The following is an 18470-nucleotide window of genomic DNA, read 5'->3' as shown; positions in this document are numbered from 1 at the left end:
CGTAATGATTTGTACCGCGATCACAGCCCGGGCACGCCGGAGGTCACGAGCGCATAAGGTCCATTCGTCAACTGCTGCCGAAGGAAGTCGATGCACACGCGAATCTTCGCGGAATGCGATGCGCGTGCCGAAGTCACTGCCCACACGTCCGCGCGCTGCCGGTAGGCGGGCAACACCGGCACGAGCGTGCCGTTGCGCAGGCTCGCTGCGGCATCCCACACCGAGCACATCACGATGCCGCTGCCCGCTTCGGCCCATTGCCGCACGATATCGCTGTGATTCGACGCAACCGGCCCGGTCACCTTCACGCTTTCCTCGCCGTTCGGGCCGGCGAGCCGCCAGACGCCGAAGCGCTGGTCGCGTCCGCGAAACAGCAGGCAGTCGTGCTGGGCGAGTTCCGCGAGCGTTTTAGGCGCGCCGCGCCGGTCGAGATACGCGGGCGCGGCGGCGAGAATGCGAAAGCTCTCGACGATCTTGTGCGCGATCAGATGCGGTTCCTGCACTTCGCCCACGCGGATATCGATATCGAAATTCTCGCCGACCAGATCGACGCGCCGGTCGAGCAGTTCGAGCCAGATCTCGAGCCCGGGATGACGCTCGCGCAACAGCATCAGCGCGGGAGAAACGTGCTCGCGCCCGAGTCGCAGACTCGTACCGATGCGCAGCAGGCCGCGCGGGTCGTCGAGGCCGGTGAAGGCATCGGTCATGCCCTGCACGTCGTCGAGAATTTTCTGGGCCCACTGGAAGGCCGCTTCGCCGTCGCTCGTGATGGAGACGCGGCGCGTCGTGCGCATGAAGAGCTTCACGCCGAGGCTTGCCTCCAGCATCGCGATGCGCTTGCTGACGTGCGCCGGCGAGATGCCGGTCTCCGTCGCGGCCGCAATGAAGCTGGAACGCCGCGCGACGATGCAGAACAACTGCAGATCGCGCAGGAATTGATCGTTGTTCGCGACGAGCGCGCTTTGCGTTTTCATTCGCGTGTTCGTGCCGGTCGGTGAGTTCGCTTGCGGCCAAGCCTAGCCGCAAGCGAAGCCCACGCGCAAGAACATCAGTTCGACAGCGACAGATACGGCGAGCTGAACGCCTGCGGCGGGAACGCCGGCTGCACGCCGCCCTGACGCGAGAACGTATAGCGCACGTACACGGCGGCCAGCCACTCGCGATACTGATACGCGTTGCCGAACGCCGCCGTCGCGCCGAACGCGAGCTGCGGCGCGAGCTGATATTCGCCGGTTGCGTTGAGCGAATACGACACGCCGGTCTTGCTCTGGCCGGGATAGACCGCGCCCGCATCCGGCGTGGCTCCGGAACTCGCCGCGCGCGCCTGATAGGTCGCATTCGTCGGGAAATAGTTCGACGCATCCTGCCGATAATGCTGCACGCCGATCGAGCCCTTGAGGTCGTACGTGAAGAGCCCCGTGCGTCCCATGTATTCCACCGGGAAGTTCAGGATCACGTACTGCTGCGGGCTGAAGTAGCCGCCCTGACCATAGGTGAAATACGACAGGTTCTTGTCGTAGTGCATCAGCGTGGTGTTCGCGCCGACGGTCAGCGTCTGGTCCGGGTCCTTGATGAGACGCGTATAGATGCCGCCGCCGCCCTTCACCGCGTTGTTGGTCGCGACCTGATTGCCGTCGAGGAACTGATACGCCGCGTTCACGTAGACGCCGCTCGTGCCGTCGTCCCAGCCGAGGTCGGCGCGCGCGCCCGTCGATGTCACGCCGCCCCATTCGAGGCCCGCGCCCTGATCGCGCGCGCCGGCGTAGGAGAGCAGGCTGTCGGTGACCGCGCGCCGGGCGACGGCGAGGGAATACGAAACCTTGTCGGTGATCGCGTTCTTGTACTCCAGTCCGCCGACGACATTGGTTTCGCGGAAGCCGAGCGGAGTCGTGCCGACATCGCCCTTGAAGTTGCGGTTCTCGTAGCCGAGCGAGAGGCCGACGCCCGTCGCCGTTTGCGAGCCGTAGTTGTTGGTCGGCGGCGTGGCGACCGCGCCAAGGCCGGAGCCGAAGCGCGCGAGCGTGTTCGGCTCGCTGCTCGCGGTGCCGGCGTCGAGCGTGACGGGCGTCGCGCGCACGATCACGTGGCCGTTGCCCGCCTTGATGCGGCCTTCGATGGGCGCTTCGATGTCGGTGAGGTTCGAGAGGCCATCCTCGCCGTCGCGGCTGCGGAAGATCAGGCCGCCGGAAATCGTGCTGGACTGTTCGCGATTGATCTCCGCGAGCTCCTGCGCGACGCCCGCCGTCTGCGAGTTCGCCACCGGCGCGGGCACGCCGCCGGCGCTCATCGTCGCGGCTGCGGCCGCGCGCTGCGCGGGCTGAGCCTGCGGCGGATAGTAAGGCTGCGCGTATCCCGCGGGCGGCTGTGGAATGTATTGCTGCTGAGCGTACTGCGGCGGCGCGTAGGGCTGCGGCGCGTACTGTTGCGGCGGCGCGTAGTAAGGCTGCTGCTGAGCGTAGGCCGGCTGCGCATATTGCTGCTGCGGCGACGCGGCGTAGGCGTAAGGATCGGCGGGGCGGGTTGTCGTGCTCTTGCGCGACGAAGCCTGCTTCTTTTTCGTGCTGGCGGCGGGCGGAGTGTAGGCGTTTGCTTGCGCATCGCGCGCGCCGGGCGACATCGGCCAGGGCGCTGCGTACGGGTCTTGCGCGGCGTAGGGCGCCTGCTGCGGATACGGCTGCTGAGGATATCCCTGCTGTTGATACGGCTGCTGCGGATAAGCCTGCTGCGGATAAGCCTGCTGCGGATACGGCTGATAAGCCGGCGCCTGCTGATACCCCTGCGCCGGGTATGCGGCGGACGCGCCCGCATCCTGTCCGGGATACGGCTGAAGCGGTGCCCCCGATTGTCCCGAACCGTAAGTGTCCGGTCCATATCCGCCGCCCGAAACCGGACGCGGCGCGCCTTGCGGCACTGGAGCAGGCGAAGGCGCGGTGTAGGGCGCGACGTACGGCGCGGGCTGAGGAGGCGGCAGATAGTTCGGCACGGGCTGCGAATAGTTCTGGGGAAGGGCCTGGCGATAAGACGCGCCCGATGCGAGCGCCGGATTCGACGCCGTATCGACAGCCGTCTTGCCTGCGAACGGATTGGTGCCGGGCAGCGGATTCGAGCCGATGCGGCTCATCGCCGTTTCCCAGCCCGGCGGCACATTGCCGCGCGCCTGCGCTGATGCGACCGGCGCAGGCGTATTCGCCGCGACGAGCGAGCGTTGCAGGAACCGTGCCGCGAGATCGAGCTTTCCTTGCGCGCGATACATCCGGCCGATGGCGGCGAGCACGCCCGGATCGTTCGGCGCGGCTTCATAGGCCTGATTCGCGTAGGTCTCGGCCAGTCGGAAATCGCGCACGCCGCTCGCGGCGGACATTGCGGCGGTTTGCAGGCCGACATCGTCGGGACGGCGCGACAGCGCGTTCTGATAGCACGCCAACGCACTGCGGTCATCGCCCGCCGACGTGTACATGCGGCCGAGCGCGGCCTGCAGATCGGCGTTGTCCGGCATCGCGGCGAGCCACGGCGCGATGACGTCATAGGCGGCGGCGAGATCGCCTTGCCTGCGCACGACATCCGCGCGCGCAACGACAATGCCCACGTTCAGATTGTTGAAGTCGGCGCGCTGCTGCGTGGTGAGCGGCGTCGACTGAAGGCGCCGCATGACCGAGCCGAGTTCCGCTTCCTGCTGCGTCGCCGAGAGAATCCCGGCGTATTGCAAAAGCAGGCCGGTGTCGTTCGGCGCCTGGGCGATCGCGCCGCGCACGAGCGCGAGCGCCCGCGCCGGATCGCCCGCCTTCACGTACGCCGACGCCACCGCGCCCATCAGCTCGGCGTTGCCGGCGGCGACGGGTTCGGCGCGCCGCAGGATCGCGAACGCCTGCTGGCGCTGGCCCGCCGCGGCCGCGCGCGTCGCGAGTTCGGCCTGTTGCCGCACCCACAGGCGATGCTGCAGGGCGGTCATCGCGGGCGTGCGCTGCGCGGCGGGAATGCGTTCGAGTTGCGCGAGACCCGTCGCCCAGTCCTGCGTTTCGGCGGAAAGCAACGCGCTCGCGTAGAGCGCGTCGGTCATGTCGGGATGGGTCGCGAGCAGGCCGTCCATCATGCTGCGCGCGTTGCCCACCGCGCCCTGACGCACGTAAATGCGCGCGAGATCGAGTCGCAGCCACGGATCGTCGGGATTGTTGAGCAGCGCGTCCTCGAAGAGACTGCGCGCCGCGCCGAGATCGCCGCGCGCTTCCGCCGCGCGCGCCTGGGCGGCCTGCGCCTCGCCGCGCAGCTTGTTGATGCCGCCCGCTTTCGCCTGCTGCTCCGTGTTCAGCCGATTGGCGAATTCGAGCGCTTCATCGCCACGGCCTTGCGCGGCCAGTGCGCCGACGAGCCCGCGAATCGCATCGGGATTGTCGGCCTGGCGGCGCAACGCCATGCGATACGCCGCTTCCGCGCCGCGCGCATCGCCATTCGCAAGCAGCATTTCGCCGAGCAGCACTTGCGCGGTGACATCGGACGGATCGGTCGCGATCGCGCGCTCGAACAGCGCTTTCGCCTGCGCGATCTGGCCGTTGCTGCGCGCGCCGATCGCATCGCTCGTATAGGTCCAGTAGGTCGCGCTGGTGAGCGCGTCCTTCCAGCGCGCCGGATTGGCGCCCCGCGATGCGCGTTCCAGATAATTGCGCGCCTCCGCGAAGTGCTCCTGCTTGAGCGCCGCGACGCCCATGCCGCCGAGCGCGTCGGCGTCGTTCGGATTGCTCGCGAGCACCGAGGAGAAACGTGCGCGCGCCGTCACGAGATCGCCGCGATCGAGCGCCTGAAAACCTTCCGCGACGGTGCGCCCGCGCGCATCGACGGCGGCGTCGGCCTGCGAGCGTTCGCGGGCGGTCCGGTCCTGCTGGACCATCGAATCGAAACGCGCTTTCACGGCGGCGTCGTCGGGCGAGACTTGCAGATACGCCTGATAGAGCGGCGCATCCGACGCCCGCGCGCCGAGCCACAGCAGCGCCTGCCGCCAGCTCTTCTTCGCATCGGCGCCAACGCTGCTGTCGTTCGCGAGCTTAGCCAGCCGCGCGATGCCGTCGCGTCGCGTGGAATCGCGATAGGTCAGATGCTGTGCGTAGGCGAGCTGATAGCGCGGTTCGTCGGGATTGTCGCGCGCGAGTTGTTCGAGTCCGCGGCGCGCCTCGTCCCAGCCTTGCGGCGTCGCGGCGAGCGCCTGGTAGTACTCCAGTTGCAGTTGCGGCGTTGCGGGCTTGCCTTCGATCGCGCGCTTGTATTCCTGCACCGCCGACGCGCTCTGTCCGCTTTGCGCGAGACGGCGCGCGTCGTTCACGGTCTGATCGCGCGAGCTGGTTTCGCCGAGCCGTCTGCCGAGTTCGTCGATGTTCGGATAGTTCGGCGCAACCTGACGCAACTGCGCGAGATACTGCTGGGCGCCGCTGCCGTCCTTGCGGTCGGCGAGGACCATGCCCATGCCGAAGAGCGCGTCGGGCTGTTTCGGATTGATGCGCAGCACTTTCTGCCACGCCTGCTCCGCGAGATCACCGCGTTTGTGCGCCTGCCAGTACTTGCCCTGATCGATGAGCACGGTCAGCGGATCGGCGGCGGCTTGCGCGAAGGCAATCGCTGGCGCAGCGCAGATCAGCGCTGCGATTACGCGTTTTCTGGTCTGGATCAGCATGCGCTTCTCCAGTTCGGCACGAGCCGGCCATTGTCATCGAAGCGATATCGGCCTTCGACGAAACCGCCGCCGAACAGGCCCAGCACGCGGTCGTAGTAGACCGGCTCGCGTCCCGCGCCCGGCGGAGCGACCAGCGCTTCGAGATGCGTGCGCGCAAGCCCCAGCGCGCGCTCGTCGCCCAGCGCCTTGAAGTACGGCGCGAGTGCGCCCCAGTACGACAGCGGGCCTTCACCGCTCGGCGCGCCGCTGATGGTGGACACTTTCTCGGGCGGAAAGCCGTTCTGCGCGACGCTCTGGCGCATGCCGTACAGCGCGTCGAGCCAGGGGCGCGCGAGCGGATCGCTGGCCGACGCCATGCCGGCCCACAGATAGACGCGGATCGCATCGTAGCTGCCGACATCGCCGTTCTTCGGATCGACGACGAATTGCCCGCTTTGATACGCAGCCCAGTCCGGCGCATAGCCGCGCGGCGACGTGACCTTGATCATCTTCGCGGTGTTCTGCGCGAGCTTTGCCCACGGGCCGTCGGGCATTTCGTGAGCGAGGCCGCGCAGCAGCGGCAGCGGCAGATAGCTCGGATTCAGGCGCGTCACGTCGCCCGTGCGAAAGCCTTGCGGACCGGGCAAAAGCATCGGCCCGAGACCGGGCAGATCGGCGACTTCCTGCTTCGCGATTTGCGTCGCGAGCGCGTAGGCGAGCTTCGTGTACGCCGGTTCCTTCCACAGCCGTCCTGCCTGAAACAGGTCGTAGGCGATCCACAGGTCCGAGTCGGACGCCGAGTTAGGGTCCATCACGCCGAACGAGCCGTCCGGCTTGCGGCCCCATTGCCACGCGGGCAGGCGCACGTTGCTGGCATCGAACTGATTGGCCGACAAGTTCGCGCGCGTCCAGTTGAGCAACCGGTCGAAACCCGCGCGGTCATTCGCGACGAGCGCGAAGAACATGCCGTAGGACTGGCCTTCCGAGGTGGTCTGCTGGACCTCGGTCGAACGGTCGATGACGCGGCCATCGGCCTGCACGACACGCTCGACGAACACGCGATACGCGGGCCAGTCGCATTGCTGTGCTGCCTGCACGCTGGCCATCGAAGCGGCGATGATCGCACCTGCAAAAACGTGGGTCGTCGATACCCGCATATCAATCCCTCAGACGCCGCGCGGCGATCGAGCGCAGCGCGCGGTAGAACAGGGCGGCGATCACGAGCGCGGCGAACACGCCGCCGAACACGAGCAGCAGCGGATGCGACGACAGCGCCCAGCGCATGTAATGCATCGGCGACAGATGGCCGACGTAGTACGCCTCGCCATTCGACGTCACCGTCACCGTGCGGCCGTGAATCACGGCCATCGCGCCTTGAATCGACGGCAGCAGGTCGTTGTCGAGCAGCGCGGCGGAGAGATCGGCGTCCGACTGGCCCGCCGCGCTGATCAGCGCCACCGCACTGCGTCCGCTCTTCAGCGGCGATTCGAAGCCGGTCAGAAGCGCGTCGCCGTTCGAGCTGACGAGCGAGAGATCCGCGCGAGTGGGCGAGCGCTCCGGGCCTTGATCGCCGTGCCACCAGTCGACCAGCTTGAACGCGACATCCGAAAGCTGGAAGGTGCGAGCATCGGCGTCACCGGAGAAGGGCATGCTTTTGGCCCAGCGTTGCAAGAGCGGTTGACGGCCGGGCGAGCCGAGAATCAGCAGGTCCTTGTCGGCGAAGCGGTCGACGTCGTTCGCGCTCGTGACCGTCACGCCGGTCACCGGATAACCCGTCGATGCACCCATGCGGCCCATTTCCAGCAGATACAGGCTGTAGTCGGCGTTGTTCGGATCGTTCGGCAGCACGACGGCCGTTTGCGAGAGATCGGCCATGCGCGTGAACGGGAATCCGCCGTTGGCGAACGCGGCCAGGTCGGGCAGCGCCATGTAGTGCGGAAAACCGGACAGATCGATGGTCGAATTCGGATCGACCGCGCCGACGACGTTGTCGAGCACGCGTCCCTGGCATTCGCCGGTCTTCGGAATGTCGTAGTAGAAGTGCAGGCGCAGTTGCGCGCGCGGCGTGAGCAACAGCGGCGGAATGTAGATTTCGCGGCGCGCGGCGACGGTCTTGTCCGGCAGCACGCGGCTGAAGTAGTGGCCGAGATCGAAGGTCGATGTCGAAACGGCCGGGATGCGCAGCGACTGCACGAAGCCGTTGTTCACGCTGATGTTGAGCGACGAGCGATCCGGCGCGGGCCGCACCGTGTAGCGATAGCCGAGATCGACCGGCACGCCCTTCGTCTGCCACATGAACAGATCGGGCGGCACGCGCAGGTTCACGCGCACGGCGTCGGCGTCGTAGCCGTGGGCGGTGAGATCGCGCGCTTCGGCCAGCGCGCCGAAACGCACGGGGCGGTCGGTCGGCAGCCAGTTCGGCGCATCGTAGGGGCGGCGCGGCTGCAGGTCGTTGAATTGCGTGATGGTCGCGCTGGTGCCGGACAGCGTGTTTTGCCCGACGCCCAGCGCCTTCGCGGCGGTCTTCAGCTCGTTGTCGTCGCGGCCGAGCACGAGCAGGATGCGCCCGCGCGCGTTCGCGTCGCGATCGACGACCGCGATGGTCGGCCCGGACACCGGCGGAATCTCGACGCCCGCGACCTTCGCATCGCCGATGGCGAACACCACCGCGTTGCCCGAGAGCGGCACATTGTCGGTTTGCGCCGGAAAAACCGCGCCGCGATAGCCCGCCAGCGAGCCGAAATACGACGCGACCATGCCGGCCGCCTCCAGCGTCGGCAGGGTGGGCTTGCCCGCGAACACGAACGGCAGTTCGAGGCGGCGCACGTCGCGGCGGTCGAAGAACGGAGTCGGCAGCGCGGCGAGATCGGGCTTGCTGCCGATCGACGCATACGTGAGATCGAGCGAGCTCGCGTTGCTGACGGTCGCCCACAGCGTCGAGTTCGACGGGTCTTCGCACTGCTGCGTGTAGTGGCCGATCAACTGCACGTTGAGGTGATTGAACTCGGTGATGAAGCGCGGATCGATGGCCACGTCGCGCGCGACCAGCGTGCCGGCCTGCTCGCGCGGCACGGGCAGCGTCGCGGCCACTTCGCCGTTGATCAGCACCTTCAGCTGCGAGATCGACGGCAACAGCGACGGCGAATAGCTGTAGATCAGATGCAGGATCGCGCCGGTCACGACTTCGTCGCCTCGCACCGAAAACGCGATGCCGTTCTGGCCATCGGTGCCGCGCAGTTGCAGCGGATCGAGCGCGCCGTAATCGGCGAAGGTCAGCGTCTGACGGCGTCCGCCGGGCACCAGCGTGCCGGGATCGGCGGTGGTCGGAATGCGCGAAGTGAGCGGCTTTTCCGGCTTGCCGGAGAACGCCGGCACCGGCATGGCCAGCGCGGGCTGCTGGATCGCGGCCGGGTTGTAGACGACGGCCGGACTCGGCGCGGGCACGGCGCCGACGCCAGTCGCCTGCTGTCCTCCGGCGGGCGCGCTCGCTGCTGCCGCGACAGCCGTCGCGGCGGAAGCGAGCGGCGCGGCGAACGCCATCTGCAAGGCCATGAACGCAGCCAGCGCGCGGCCCAGCGGTCTTTCGCAGAAACGCGGCGCGCGCTCGCCCGTTTCGTGTTCAACGCGCAACTTCGACATTCCGATGCCCATTATTGGTCTTTGGTTTTCAGCTTCTTCACATCGACTGGGCGCTTGTTCATCCAGGTTCGAAGGTCGCTGTACAAGTGTTCGAACAGTCCGGCGATGCCGCGCGTGCCGACCAGCAGCACGTGCGAAAGTCCGCGCAGCGGCGTGTCCGGGCGGCGGCCTTCGGACCAGCCGGTCCATGCGTCGGCGCGCGCGAAGGTGGTCTTCACGAAGTCGTATTCCTGCTCGCGCGTGAGCTCCGAGAAGCGCAGGCCGACGCGGCCCGGCTCGGTATAGCCGACCGTCGCCGGAAACGCGTATTCCTCGTCGCCACGGAAAAGCGAAACGGTGACGCGCTCGTGCATCGGCACTTCGATCTTTTTCGGCAGCGCGACGCCCACGCCGCCTTCCGAATAGTCGATGGTCTCGCACGCGAGCGTGCGCCCGGTCGAGAACTTGAGCATGACGGGCATTTTCATGGTCACGCGATGCGTTGCGCGCACCTGCTTGCGCTCGCTCGCCGCCGCCACCGACGCGCCGAGAATCAGCATGTTGTAGACCGTCCAGCAGAGATTGAGGATGGTCGTGTTCACCTCGCTGCGGATCTGCCAGTACATGACGATATGCACGATCCCCGCGACGAAGCCGAGCAGGTTCAGCAGCAACAGGAACAGGTAAGGGCGCGAGATATACCAGTCGAAGTAATCCTTCGCGATCTGGCCGCCCTTGGCCGTCACGTTGAACTTGCCGAGCTTCGGATTGATGACCGCGAGCAGCGTCGGCGCGGTGATGTACGACGCCAGCACCGATTCATACACTTCGGCCCAGAACGAGTGACGGAAGCTGCGCTGCATGCGCGAATTGGTGATGCTCGCGTGCATCATGTGCGGCAGCGCGAAGATCGCGATGGTGCTCGCCGCCGCTTCGATCACGTGCGCGCCGAAGAACAGATACGACAGCGGTGCGGTCAGAAACACGAGACGCGGCACGCCATAGAAGAAGTGCAGCATGCCGTTCAGATAACACAGCCGCTGGCCGATCTTGAGGCCACGGCCGGTGAGCGGATTGTCGATGCGGAAAATCTGCGTCATGCCGCGCGCCCAGCGAATGCGCTGGCCGATGTGGCCCGAGAGGCTTTCCGTCGCGAGCCCGGCGGCCTGCGGAATCGCGAGATACGCCGTCGTATAGCCCAGCCGATGCAGCTTGAGCGCGGTATGGGCGTCCTCCGTGACCGTCTCGACCGCGATGCCGCCGATCTCCTCGACCATCGAACGGCGCAGCACGGCACACGAGCCGCAGAAGAAGGTGGCGTTCCAGAGATCGTTGCCGTCCTGAACCAGGCCGTAGAACAGCTCGCCTTCGTTCGGCACCTTGCGGAACGTGCCGAGATTACGCTCGAACGGATCGGGCGAGAAGAAATGGTGCGGCGTTTGCAGCATCGACAGCAGCTTGTCGCGCAAAAACCAGCCGAGACAGATTTGCAGGAAGGAGCGCGTCGGAATGTGATCGCAGTCGAAGATCGCGAGGAATTCGCCCTTGGTGACCTTCAGGGCCTCGTTGATGTTGCCGGCCTTCGCGTGACGATTGTGCGTGCGGATCGTCCAGTTGACGCCCACTTCCTCGCAGAACGCCTTGAACTCGGGACGGCGGCCGTCGTCGAGCACGTGGATCGCGATCTTGTCGCTCGGATAGTCGAGCGCGAGCGCGGCGTAGATGGTCGGCTTCACGACCGAGAGCGGTTCGTTGTAGGTCGGGATGAAGACATCGACGGTCGGCCACTGGCTGCGGTCGGCGGGCAAGGGCAGCGGCTTGCGTTTCAGCGGCCACGCGGTCTGGAAGTAGCCGAGGAGGAGCACCAGCGTCGCATAGACTTCGGCCGCCACGAGCAGCAGGCCCCAGGCCGCGTCGAGCGGACGTTCCCAGTACGTGGTCTCCGTCAGACGCCAGAACATGTAACGGCTCGACGCCACGATGGACAGCATGATCATGACGAGCGTCGCGTACTGGCCCGACAGACGCCGGAAGCCGAGCGCGCAAATGAAGCAGATGGTCGCGAACGCAAGCTGCTGGCCGAACGCGAGCGGCACGGTGACGACGAAGTACAGCGCGAACGCGGCGAAGATGGTCAGCACGACCACGAGAATGCGGCTGCTCCACAGGCGCGCATCGACGAAACGTTCGAGGCGCGAGTTCGCCACGCTCACCTCGGTTTCGGGCGAGGGAATCCTGGGGGCGCTCATGCGAGCTTCCTCGATGAATCGGCCATCGCGTCGACGGCGGCGAGCAGCCAGTCGCCGCACGCGCGCAGATCGGCGGCGGCCTGGGAAAGCGGATCGTAATGGATCAGCGTCGTGTCGCACGCGAGCGACTCGGAGACGCCCTCGTCCTGATGGATCACGCCGGGGAACAGTTTTGTGCCGAGCATGTTGCGCAGCACCTTCAGCACGTCCTTGCTCAACTGGCGCGACTGATCGACCTGATTCACGACATAGCCCTGTCCGCCGAAATCCGGGCGCGGCGCGGCGTAGGCGTCGATCATGCGCTCCATGCCGGGAATCGCCGCGTAGGACGCGGCATCGGCCAGCACCACGTTCAGCGCGAAATGCGCCGCCGTGAGCGCGGTGCGCGTGTAGACCGACGAGCCCGGCGGGGTATCGACGATCACGATATCGCTGGCGTCGAGAGCCAGCGAATGCAGCGCATGGGCGAGCCATGCCGGATCGCTGTCGACCTGCGCCTCGAAGCGGCGGCGGTCGTCCTCGATCACGGCGCCATAGGGCAGCACCGTGACGCCGTCGACGCCGTCGAACATCACGGTTTGCCACGGGTCGCCAGCCAGCGTCGCGCGGGAAATGCCGTCGATGCTGTCGAGCGGAATGCCGAAGTGCAGGCGCAGCGCGTTCTGCGGATCGAGATCGAGCACGATCACGCGACGGCCGCGCGCCGCGACCACCGAGGCGAGATTGGCAGCGAGCGTCGTTTTGCCGACACCGCCTTTCGCGGAAACTACCGTAATGACTTTCATGAGCGTGCGAGCCGGCTCGCGCGGGTGGTGTAGCCGGCGCCGGCGTGTGTGTTCGTGGATTCGGCCGTCTGCTGGCCGGCGTGACGCAGACGCTCGAACACGGAGTCGAGCGAGTCGGCGGGCGCGCTCGCGGCGGCCGGAACCTGCTGCGGCTTGAAGAGCTTGCCGAGGATGGATTGCGATTGCGGCTGCGTCTGCGCTATTGCCTGCGTCGCAGCGGGCGCGGCTTCGGACACGCGACGCGCGAGAAAGCCGGAGCCGAAAGTGGCAGCCGGGCGCACCGGGCCGGACTGCGCTTGCCGCGCAACGCCGGAGTCATTCGTAACCGGCCTGGTCTCCACTGGAGCGGGCGTTGCAGCGGGCATCGCGGCAGCCGCGACAAAAGCGGAATCCGGAATCGTTTCGCTTTCTTTCGATGCCGATTCCCCGAGCACCGAAAAACGTAACGCGCTCAGCGATTCGGCCGCCGGCGGATTGACCGGCGGAATCGTGCGGCGATGGGGACGGGTGAAGAGCGGCTGCCTGCCGCGCAGGATCGGCGTCGCGGGGCTGGCCGCGCCGCCCGACGCATCGCTTGCGCGGGACTGCGCGCTGTTGAGCTGCACTTCGCGGCGTGGCGCGATTTCCGGAATGGTCGGCTGGGCGAAATCGAGCGTGGCGAGCAGAGGCCAGCGAGTCCGGGCGGTCTTTGCCTCGTTCTCCCGTCCGATTTCCTGATAGTCGCCTGCGTTGCCGCCGAAATGATCGAACAGCTTCTCGATATCGCGCGAAGTATTCATGATGCCGCTTCCTCGTGGTGCCTTTCCTTGATACCTGGCCGGAACTGCATGTTTTGAACTGCCGCATGGCAGTCGATGCCGCCGCATCGAGGCGGCGATCGGACGATCCTGAAACGCCTCAGGCCGCGACGCGCGCGAGCCTGAATTCGATGGCCGCGTCGTCGCCGAACTCGCTTGCCTGGTGAAGCTCGAGTCCTTGCGCGCCGAGCACGGCGAGCCACTGCTGATAAGCCCCTTCGAGAAACGCGGGCGTCCACGCGAGCGCGCGCTCGCCGAACGCGGGCAGCGGCGCGCAGTAATGCACGATGCTCAGATAGTCGCGTTCATCGGACAGTTCGACGAAGCCCCAGTCGGTGTCGCGCCACAGGGCGTTGAACGCGTCGGCGAGCGCCGCCGTCGACTCGCAGGACGGCAACGGATGTGCCTGGGCGTAACGGAGGCCGATGCGATGCATCAACTGGCGGAGCTCGCTGCGGCCGATCTGCGCCTCGAACTCGTCCGCGAGTGCGGCGAGAAGGCCCCGCCATTGCCTGGAGATCTGGTGTTCCAACAGGTAGTCGAAAATAGCGGCCATGTCTTGTTCGTTCGGCAGCGCGCAAGCCACCGGGTTTGGTTGATCGTCTTGTTTTGCGACCCGCGGGAGTCTCATTAACCCGCGAGCATTGATCCGGACGCTTGTCCAGGCGCTATTACACGTCTGAACTTACTTCAATGCGGTTTTTTTCGCCAGTGGGAAGACTAGCAGCGCATTTTTTTATCGGATCGGGGGAAAAGGACAGGATAGACAGTCCAATTTGAGCTTTCGAAGCGAGATCTTTCTGTGGACGAAAGTTGGACGTGGCGGCGTTCCGCTCACCGGTCGCGAGACCCTTACGTAACGAAGGCGGCAGTGTACCACCCCGTTAATCCAGTGATTTCGCTGCCGTTGGCTCTGATTCACACGGATTGACTTTTCGTGGATCGCGGCGTTCCGGTGGTCCGTCGTATGTCTGCTATTTGCTCAGGCGAATTCGAAATTGAGCCAAGACGCCTGCCGAGTCCTTGCCGATAGGCTTGGATAGGCGAAACTATTCGGCCATTCGTCGTCAACATAGGCGCGCGCCGCGCCTTTTCGTTCGGCCAAAAAAAAGCGCCCGCCAGGGCGCTTTGCATGGGTTCTCGGACGCTTACGGGTTGGCGCGAACCGCGTCCCTGACAGCGTCCATCACAATGCCGTAATTAAGCGGGATGTCGAGCGAATCGGAATAACCGGGTTGATCGGCGGACTCCTTTGGGACAGCGCGAACCGGAATCGGCTCGTAGGCGGTTTCGCCTGCCGGATTTTCGCGTCCTTCGATGGCACCCTGCAATTGCGGATTCTTCACGATTAACTCCTTCCGGTAATGGAGCGGCGAGGAACTGCAATATAAACCAATGCCATGACAATTTGGCGACTTCAAACTGAAAACTCACTCCGAAACTGCTGCGCGCGGCGCGCCGGTGTTCGCCGCTGTTGCGCGTCTCGAAAGAGTGCGGGGCAACCAGTTTAACCGAGGCGCGCTTGGCCGTTCGTGCAATTTCAGTATGACAATGGCGTGTCGATATTACGTGCGTAGCGCGGGGATTCGGCCCGGAACTTGCGTGATCAAGATAGTGGTAATCAGGTTTTTAATAACGACCGTGCGCGACGTTTCCTCCGATTTCGTCCCACGACGAAACAAACGCTTTGAAGTGCGGCGGCTGTAACGGGGTTTGTTTCCCTTTATGATGAACTGACCGGTCGGACGATTCGGTGAGAATGGCCTAAAAGCAAAGGAGAAAGTGGCAATGAGCAAGATCGCGATCATCGGAGCAACGGGAAATGTCGGCAGCCGTCTGATCGAAGAGACGTTGCGGCGCGGACACACGGTCACCGCGATCGCCCGAGATACCTCCGCGCTCGCGCAACGGGACGGGGTCGACACGCAAAACCTCGATGCACTCGACCCGGATGCGCTGACAGCCGCGCTCGCCGGACACGACGCGGTGTTTGGCGCAACGCGTTTCGCCACCGTTTCGGAGCCCGCAATCGTCGAACCGGTGAAGCGCGCTGGCGTGCGGCGCTTGCTGGTGGTGGGCGGCGCGGGCAGCCTTTATGCCGCACCCGGCCAGCGTGTGCTCGATTTGCCGGGTTTTCCGGAGGCTTACAAACCGGAAGCAACAGCGGGCGCCGCGTTTCTCGATGCGCTCCGCCGCGAGCGCGATCTCGACTGGACCTTCGTCTCGCCGTCGGCTGAATTCGTGCCGGGCCCGCGCACGCAGAAATTCCGTCTCGGCGTGGACGAGTTGCTGGTGGACGGCAGCGGCCGAAGCTGGATTTCCTTTGACGATTACGCCATCGCTTTTCTCGATGAATTCGAGCGCGGCGCGCATATCAGGCAGCGCATCACCGTCGGCTACTGAGAGACGATCCAGGAGCAATGCACGGCGGCGGAACCGTCATCGAAGAGTCGATGACGGTTCCGCCGCCGTTCCCCTTGCTGCAGTGAAGATTCCGGCGTCAGCCGTGCATGTCCACTTCCACTTCCTCGCTGTTCTTCGGCATGGCGGCGGCGAGGATCATCGCGGAGGCGTTCTGCGGCTTCGGATCGCGTTGCGACGGGCGATACACCTGATCGCCGCGATGAATCGGCATCCCCGAAAGCGAACACACGCCCTCGGCCGATGCCGTGGTTGCGCGCCAGCCCTGATAGCCGTAGTGGCAGGTGCCGGGATCGGACCAGTAGACGAGCGCCGTCGCGCTGCTCGGGCGCTCGATCACGCGGACGATCGCTTGTGGAAAGGGCAGACGATCCTCCGCATGATGCGGATGCGTGCGATTCCAGTCGCGCGTCAGGCGCTCCAGGAAGGCGCTTTCCACGCGCGCGGTCTTCTGGGATGGGGCTGTGCGGGCGATGTCGGTGGGCATCGCCTCGAGCAGGTGAACCGTCTGTGACCACGGGTCCGCTCTTTTCGAAAAAGCTGTCATGGCATTGTTCCAGGCTTTGACTCGACCTAGAACGTACGGCATTAAGCACATTCCGATAAATACTGCATCAGTGAATACACTATCCCGTTGCTGCGAATAATCGAACGATCGTCGTGAAAGTATCGCGCACAGCCTTGCGTGGCGAGGCTTGAGGCAAATTGTAAGGTTTGTCGCGAATCGGATGACGCAGCGCTCTCGACGCTAATCACCCGGATTCCACATGGTTTTTGGACGGAAAATCGTCGAGGACACGCCGCCCGCTCGCGCCGTCCGCATCACGCCACCGCTCGTGCCGCCGCACGACCGCGCAGCCATTCCAGCGCGAGCAACAGGCTTGTCGAGAACACGATCAGGATGGTCGCGAGCGCGGCGATCGTCGGACTTATGTTCTCGCGGATGCCGGTGAACATCTGCCGCGGCAAGGTCGTCTGATCGGCGCCGGCGAGGAATAGCGTGACCACGACTTCGTCGAACGATGTGGCGAACGCGAACAGCGCGCCCGAAATCACGCCCGGCGCGATGACCGGCAGCGTCACGCGAAAGAACGTCTTGAGCGGGCTCGCGCCGAGCGACTGGCTTGCGCGCACGAGGTTGTAATTGAAGTTCTGCAGCGTCGCGCCGACGGTTGTCACGACGAACGGCACGCCGAGCGCCGCATGCGCGAGAATCAGCCCGAAGTACGTATTGGCGATGCCAAGCGGCGCGAAGAACAGATACATGCCGACGCCGACCACGATCACCGGCACGATCATCGGCGAGATGAGCACGGCCATCAGCAGGCTCTTGCCGACGAAATTCGCCTTCGTGAGGCCGACGGCCGCGAGCGTGCCGAGGATCGTGGCGACGATGGTGGCGGAGGGCGCCACGATGAAACTGTTCTTTGCCGCCATGCGCCATTCGTCGGACATGACGAGGTTGTGATACCAGCGCATCGACCAGCCCGGAATCGGGTAGACGAGGAACGTGCTCGACGAGAACGACAGCGGCACGATCGCGAGCACGGGCAGGATCAGGTAGAGCAGCGTCAGCACGCACAGGATTCGCAGCGCGAAATACCAGATGCGCTCGATGGCGGATGTATGCGGCGCGAACATCGGTTTGGCGAGTTTCATGTTTCCTTACCCCAGACTCACGTTCGAGCGCGTGAAACGTCCATAGACCACGTAAAGCAGCAAGGTCGCGGCGAGCAGCAGCGCACCGAGCGCGCACGCCATGCCCCAGTTGATGGTCACATTGGTGAAATAGGCGATGTAGTAACTGACCATCTGATCGTTCGGGCCGCCCAGCAGCGCAGGCGTGATGTAGTAGCCGATCGCCAGAATGAACACGAGCAGCACGCCCGCGCCGATACCCGGATAAGTCTGCGGCACGTAGACGCGCCAGAACGCCGCGAACGGATGACTGCCGAGCGAGACGGCGGCGCGTTGGTAAGTGGACGGCACCGACTTCATCACGCTGTAGAGCGGCAGGATCATGAACGGAAGCAGGATGTGCGTCATCGAGATATAGACGCCCACGCGGTTGAACAGCAGCGCGAGCGGTGAGCCGATCAGCCCCGCGCCGAGCAGCGCCTTGTTCACGAGCCCTTCGCTCTGCAACAGCACGATCCACGCGGCGACGCGCACCAGCACCGAGGTCCAGAACGGAATCAGCACGAGCACCATGACGAGATTCGCGCGCCGTTCGGGCAGCGTGGAAATCCAGTAGGCGAGCGGGTAGCCGAGCAGCAGCGCGAACAGCGTTACGCCGACGCCGATCACGAACGTGCGCCCGAAGACGTTGAGATAGATGGATTGATCCGGATCGGAGTGGACGATGCTGCCGAAGCCGTCCTGCTTGTGATCGAGCGACGCGAGGATATAGAAGGGCGAATAGCGGCCCGCGTTCTTCGCAATGGCCTGCCAGTAGGCAGGATCGTTCCAGCGCTCGTCGATCTCCAGAATCTTCGGTTTGATCTGCGCGGCGGGCAGCGGCTTGCCGTCGTCACCGGTCAGCGGCATGGCGCGCGCGGTCTTCGCGACGAGCGAACGGTAGCCTGGAATCTCGGTGTTCAGACGACGCGCGAGCGCGCCCATCGATTCGCCGTCCGAGACCGCGGTCAGGTCTTGCGCGAGCGCGGCATAAGCTTCGTCCGATGGCGGCGTCTTGCGGTCCCACTTCGCGAGCGCCGCGCCGGTGTGCGGCAGCGCATTCGCCACTTCGGGATTTTCGATCGCGCGTGTGAGCAGCGCGCCGATCGGCACCACGAAAATCAGGAACAGGAAAATGGCGAGCGGCGCGATGAGCACGAGCGCCATGGCGCGCTTTTTCGCATCGGCGATCTTCAGTTCGCGCTTCAGACGCGCGCTCGATTCGCGCGATTCGTCCGCGGGGATCGTCATGGTGTTCACGCTTGTGTCTCCTTCTTGCGGTCGC

General features: G+C 65.3%; 13 protein-coding genes. 1 reads left to right on the top strand and 12 read right to left on the bottom strand.

Features of this window, described 5'->3' with window-relative positions:
* Nucleotides 1-20: 20 nt before the first annotated feature.
* From AWB79_RS12375 to AWB79_RS12335, 9 genes are all read right to left on the bottom strand, one after another.
* Nucleotides 21-974, bottom strand: a complete 954-nt coding sequence (locus tag AWB79_RS12375) for a LysR family transcriptional regulator (RefSeq protein WP_061167713.1) — start codon at nucleotides 972-974, stop codon at nucleotides 21-23.
* A 74-nt stretch (nucleotides 975-1048) separates the two neighbouring features.
* Nucleotides 1049-5659, bottom strand: a complete 4611-nt coding sequence (locus tag AWB79_RS12370; protein WP_061167712.1) for a cellulose synthase subunit BcsC-related outer membrane protein — start codon at nucleotides 5657-5659, stop codon at nucleotides 1049-1051.
* Nucleotides 5653-6795 (bottom strand): cellulose synthase complex periplasmic endoglucanase BcsZ, encoded by a 1143-nt coding sequence (gene bcsZ, locus AWB79_RS12365; RefSeq protein WP_061167711.1) that lies wholly within the window; start codon nucleotides 6793-6795, stop codon nucleotides 5653-5655. The genes AWB79_RS12370 and bcsZ overlap by 7 nt, the downstream gene beginning before the upstream one ends.
* A 1-nt stretch (nucleotide 6796) precedes the next feature.
* Nucleotides 6797-9289: a cellulose biosynthesis cyclic di-GMP-binding regulatory protein BcsB gene (gene bcsB, locus AWB79_RS12360; protein WP_096031533.1), complete on the bottom strand. Its 2493-nt coding sequence runs from the start codon at nucleotides 9287-9289 to the stop codon at nucleotides 6797-6799.
* A complete protein-coding gene (bcsA, locus tag AWB79_RS12355) occupies nucleotides 9289-11505 on the bottom strand; it encodes a UDP-forming cellulose synthase catalytic subunit (protein ID WP_061167710.1) in 2217 nt (738 codons plus the stop codon). The genes bcsB and bcsA overlap by 1 nt, the downstream gene beginning before the upstream one ends.
* Nucleotides 11502-12290, bottom strand: a complete 789-nt coding sequence (gene bcsQ, locus AWB79_RS12350; protein ID WP_061167709.1) for a cellulose biosynthesis protein BcsQ — start codon at nucleotides 12288-12290, stop codon at nucleotides 11502-11504. Before bcsQ ends, bcsA begins: the two co-directional genes overlap by 4 nt.
* On the bottom strand, nucleotides 12287-13069 hold the full coding sequence (bcsP, locus tag AWB79_RS12345; protein ID WP_061167708.1) for a cellulose biosynthesis protein BcsP: 783 nt from the start codon (nucleotides 13067-13069) through the stop codon (nucleotides 12287-12289). The genes bcsQ and bcsP overlap by 4 nt, the downstream gene beginning before the upstream one ends.
* A gap of 118 nt (nucleotides 13070-13187) precedes the next feature.
* Nucleotides 13188-13643 carry a cellulose biosynthesis protein BcsD gene (gene bcsD / locus AWB79_RS12340; protein WP_061167831.1) on the bottom strand — a complete coding sequence of 152 codons (456 nt, stop codon included), beginning with the start codon at nucleotides 13641-13643 and terminating at the stop codon, nucleotides 13188-13190.
* A 592-nt stretch (nucleotides 13644-14235) separates the two neighbouring features.
* Nucleotides 14236-14433 carry a hypothetical protein gene (locus AWB79_RS12335; protein ID WP_061167707.1) on the bottom strand — a complete coding sequence of 66 codons (198 nt, stop codon included), beginning with the start codon at nucleotides 14431-14433 and terminating at the stop codon, nucleotides 14236-14238.
* A gap of 442 nt (nucleotides 14434-14875) precedes the next feature.
* Here AWB79_RS12335 and AWB79_RS12330 point away from each other — a divergent pair, with 442 nt between their 5' ends.
* Nucleotides 14876-15490, top strand: coding sequence for an NAD(P)-dependent oxidoreductase (locus AWB79_RS12330; protein ID WP_061167706.1), 615 nt, complete (start codon nucleotides 14876-14878; stop codon nucleotides 15488-15490).
* 97 nt (nucleotides 15491-15587) lie between these two features.
* Here the strand turns inward: AWB79_RS12330 and AWB79_RS12325 are convergent, their stop codons facing one another.
* The 3 genes from AWB79_RS12325 to AWB79_RS12315 all read right to left on the bottom strand — a co-directional run bounded on the left by AWB79_RS12325 (nucleotide 15588) and on the right by AWB79_RS12315 (nucleotide 18445).
* Nucleotides 15588-16055, bottom strand: coding sequence for a DUF3331 domain-containing protein (locus AWB79_RS12325; protein ID WP_232470886.1), 468 nt, complete (start codon nucleotides 16053-16055; stop codon nucleotides 15588-15590).
* A gap of 275 nt (nucleotides 16056-16330) precedes the next feature.
* Complete coding sequence (locus tag AWB79_RS12320) at nucleotides 16331-17167, bottom strand: ABC transporter permease (protein ID WP_061167704.1); 837 nt, start codon at nucleotides 17165-17167, stop codon at nucleotides 16331-16333.
* A gap of 6 nt (nucleotides 17168-17173) precedes the next feature.
* On the bottom strand, nucleotides 17174-18445 hold the full coding sequence (locus AWB79_RS12315) for an ABC transporter permease (protein WP_061167703.1): 1272 nt from the start codon (nucleotides 18443-18445) through the stop codon (nucleotides 17174-17176).
* Nucleotides 18446-18470 lie beyond the last annotated feature (25 nt).

It is taken from the genome of Caballeronia hypogeia (assembly GCF_001544875.2).
Classification (GTDB): domain Bacteria; phylum Pseudomonadota; class Gammaproteobacteria; order Burkholderiales; family Burkholderiaceae; genus Caballeronia; species Caballeronia hypogeia.
This window is presented reverse-complemented; position numbering and strand designations above follow the sequence as displayed.

What these genes read in the sequence shown, in the direction of transcription:
- AWB79_RS12325 (WP_232470886.1), bottom strand. Translation starts at nt 16,055, where the DNA reads ATGACAGCTTTTTCGAAAAGAGCGGACCCGTGGTCACAGACGGTTCAC.
- bcsP (WP_061167708.1), bottom strand. Translation starts at nt 13,069, where the DNA reads ATGAATACTTCGCGCGATATCGAGAAGCTGTTCGATCATTTCGGCGGC.
- AWB79_RS12320 (WP_061167704.1), bottom strand. Translation starts at nt 17,167, where the DNA reads ATGAAACTCGCCAAACCGATGTTCGCGCCGCATACATCCGCCATCGAG.
- bcsD (WP_061167831.1), bottom strand. Translation starts at nt 13,643, where the DNA reads ATGGCCGCTATTTTCGACTACCTGTTGGAACACCAGATCTCCAGGCAA.
- bcsQ (WP_061167709.1), bottom strand. Translation starts at nt 12,290, where the DNA reads ATGAAAGTCATTACGGTAGTTTCCGCGAAAGGCGGTGTCGGCAAAACG.
- bcsB (WP_096031533.1), bottom strand. Translation starts at nt 9,289, where the DNA reads ATGGGCATCGGAATGTCGAAGTTGCGCGTTGAACACGAAACGGGCGAG.
- AWB79_RS12370 (WP_061167712.1), bottom strand. Translation starts at nt 5,659, where the DNA reads ATGCTGATCCAGACCAGAAAACGCGTAATCGCAGCGCTGATCTGCGCT.
- AWB79_RS12375 (WP_061167713.1), bottom strand. Translation starts at nt 974, where the DNA reads ATGAAAACGCAAAGCGCGCTCGTCGCGAACAACGATCAATTCCTGCGC.
- bcsZ (WP_061167711.1), bottom strand. Translation starts at nt 6,795, where the DNA reads ATGCGGGTATCGACGACCCACGTTTTTGCAGGTGCGATCATCGCCGCT.
- AWB79_RS12330 (WP_061167706.1), top strand. Translation starts at nt 14,876, where the DNA reads ATGAGCAAGATCGCGATCATCGGAGCAACGGGAAATGTCGGCAGCCGT.
- bcsA (WP_061167710.1), bottom strand. Translation starts at nt 11,505, where the DNA reads ATGAGCGCCCCCAGGATTCCCTCGCCCGAAACCGAGGTGAGCGTGGCG.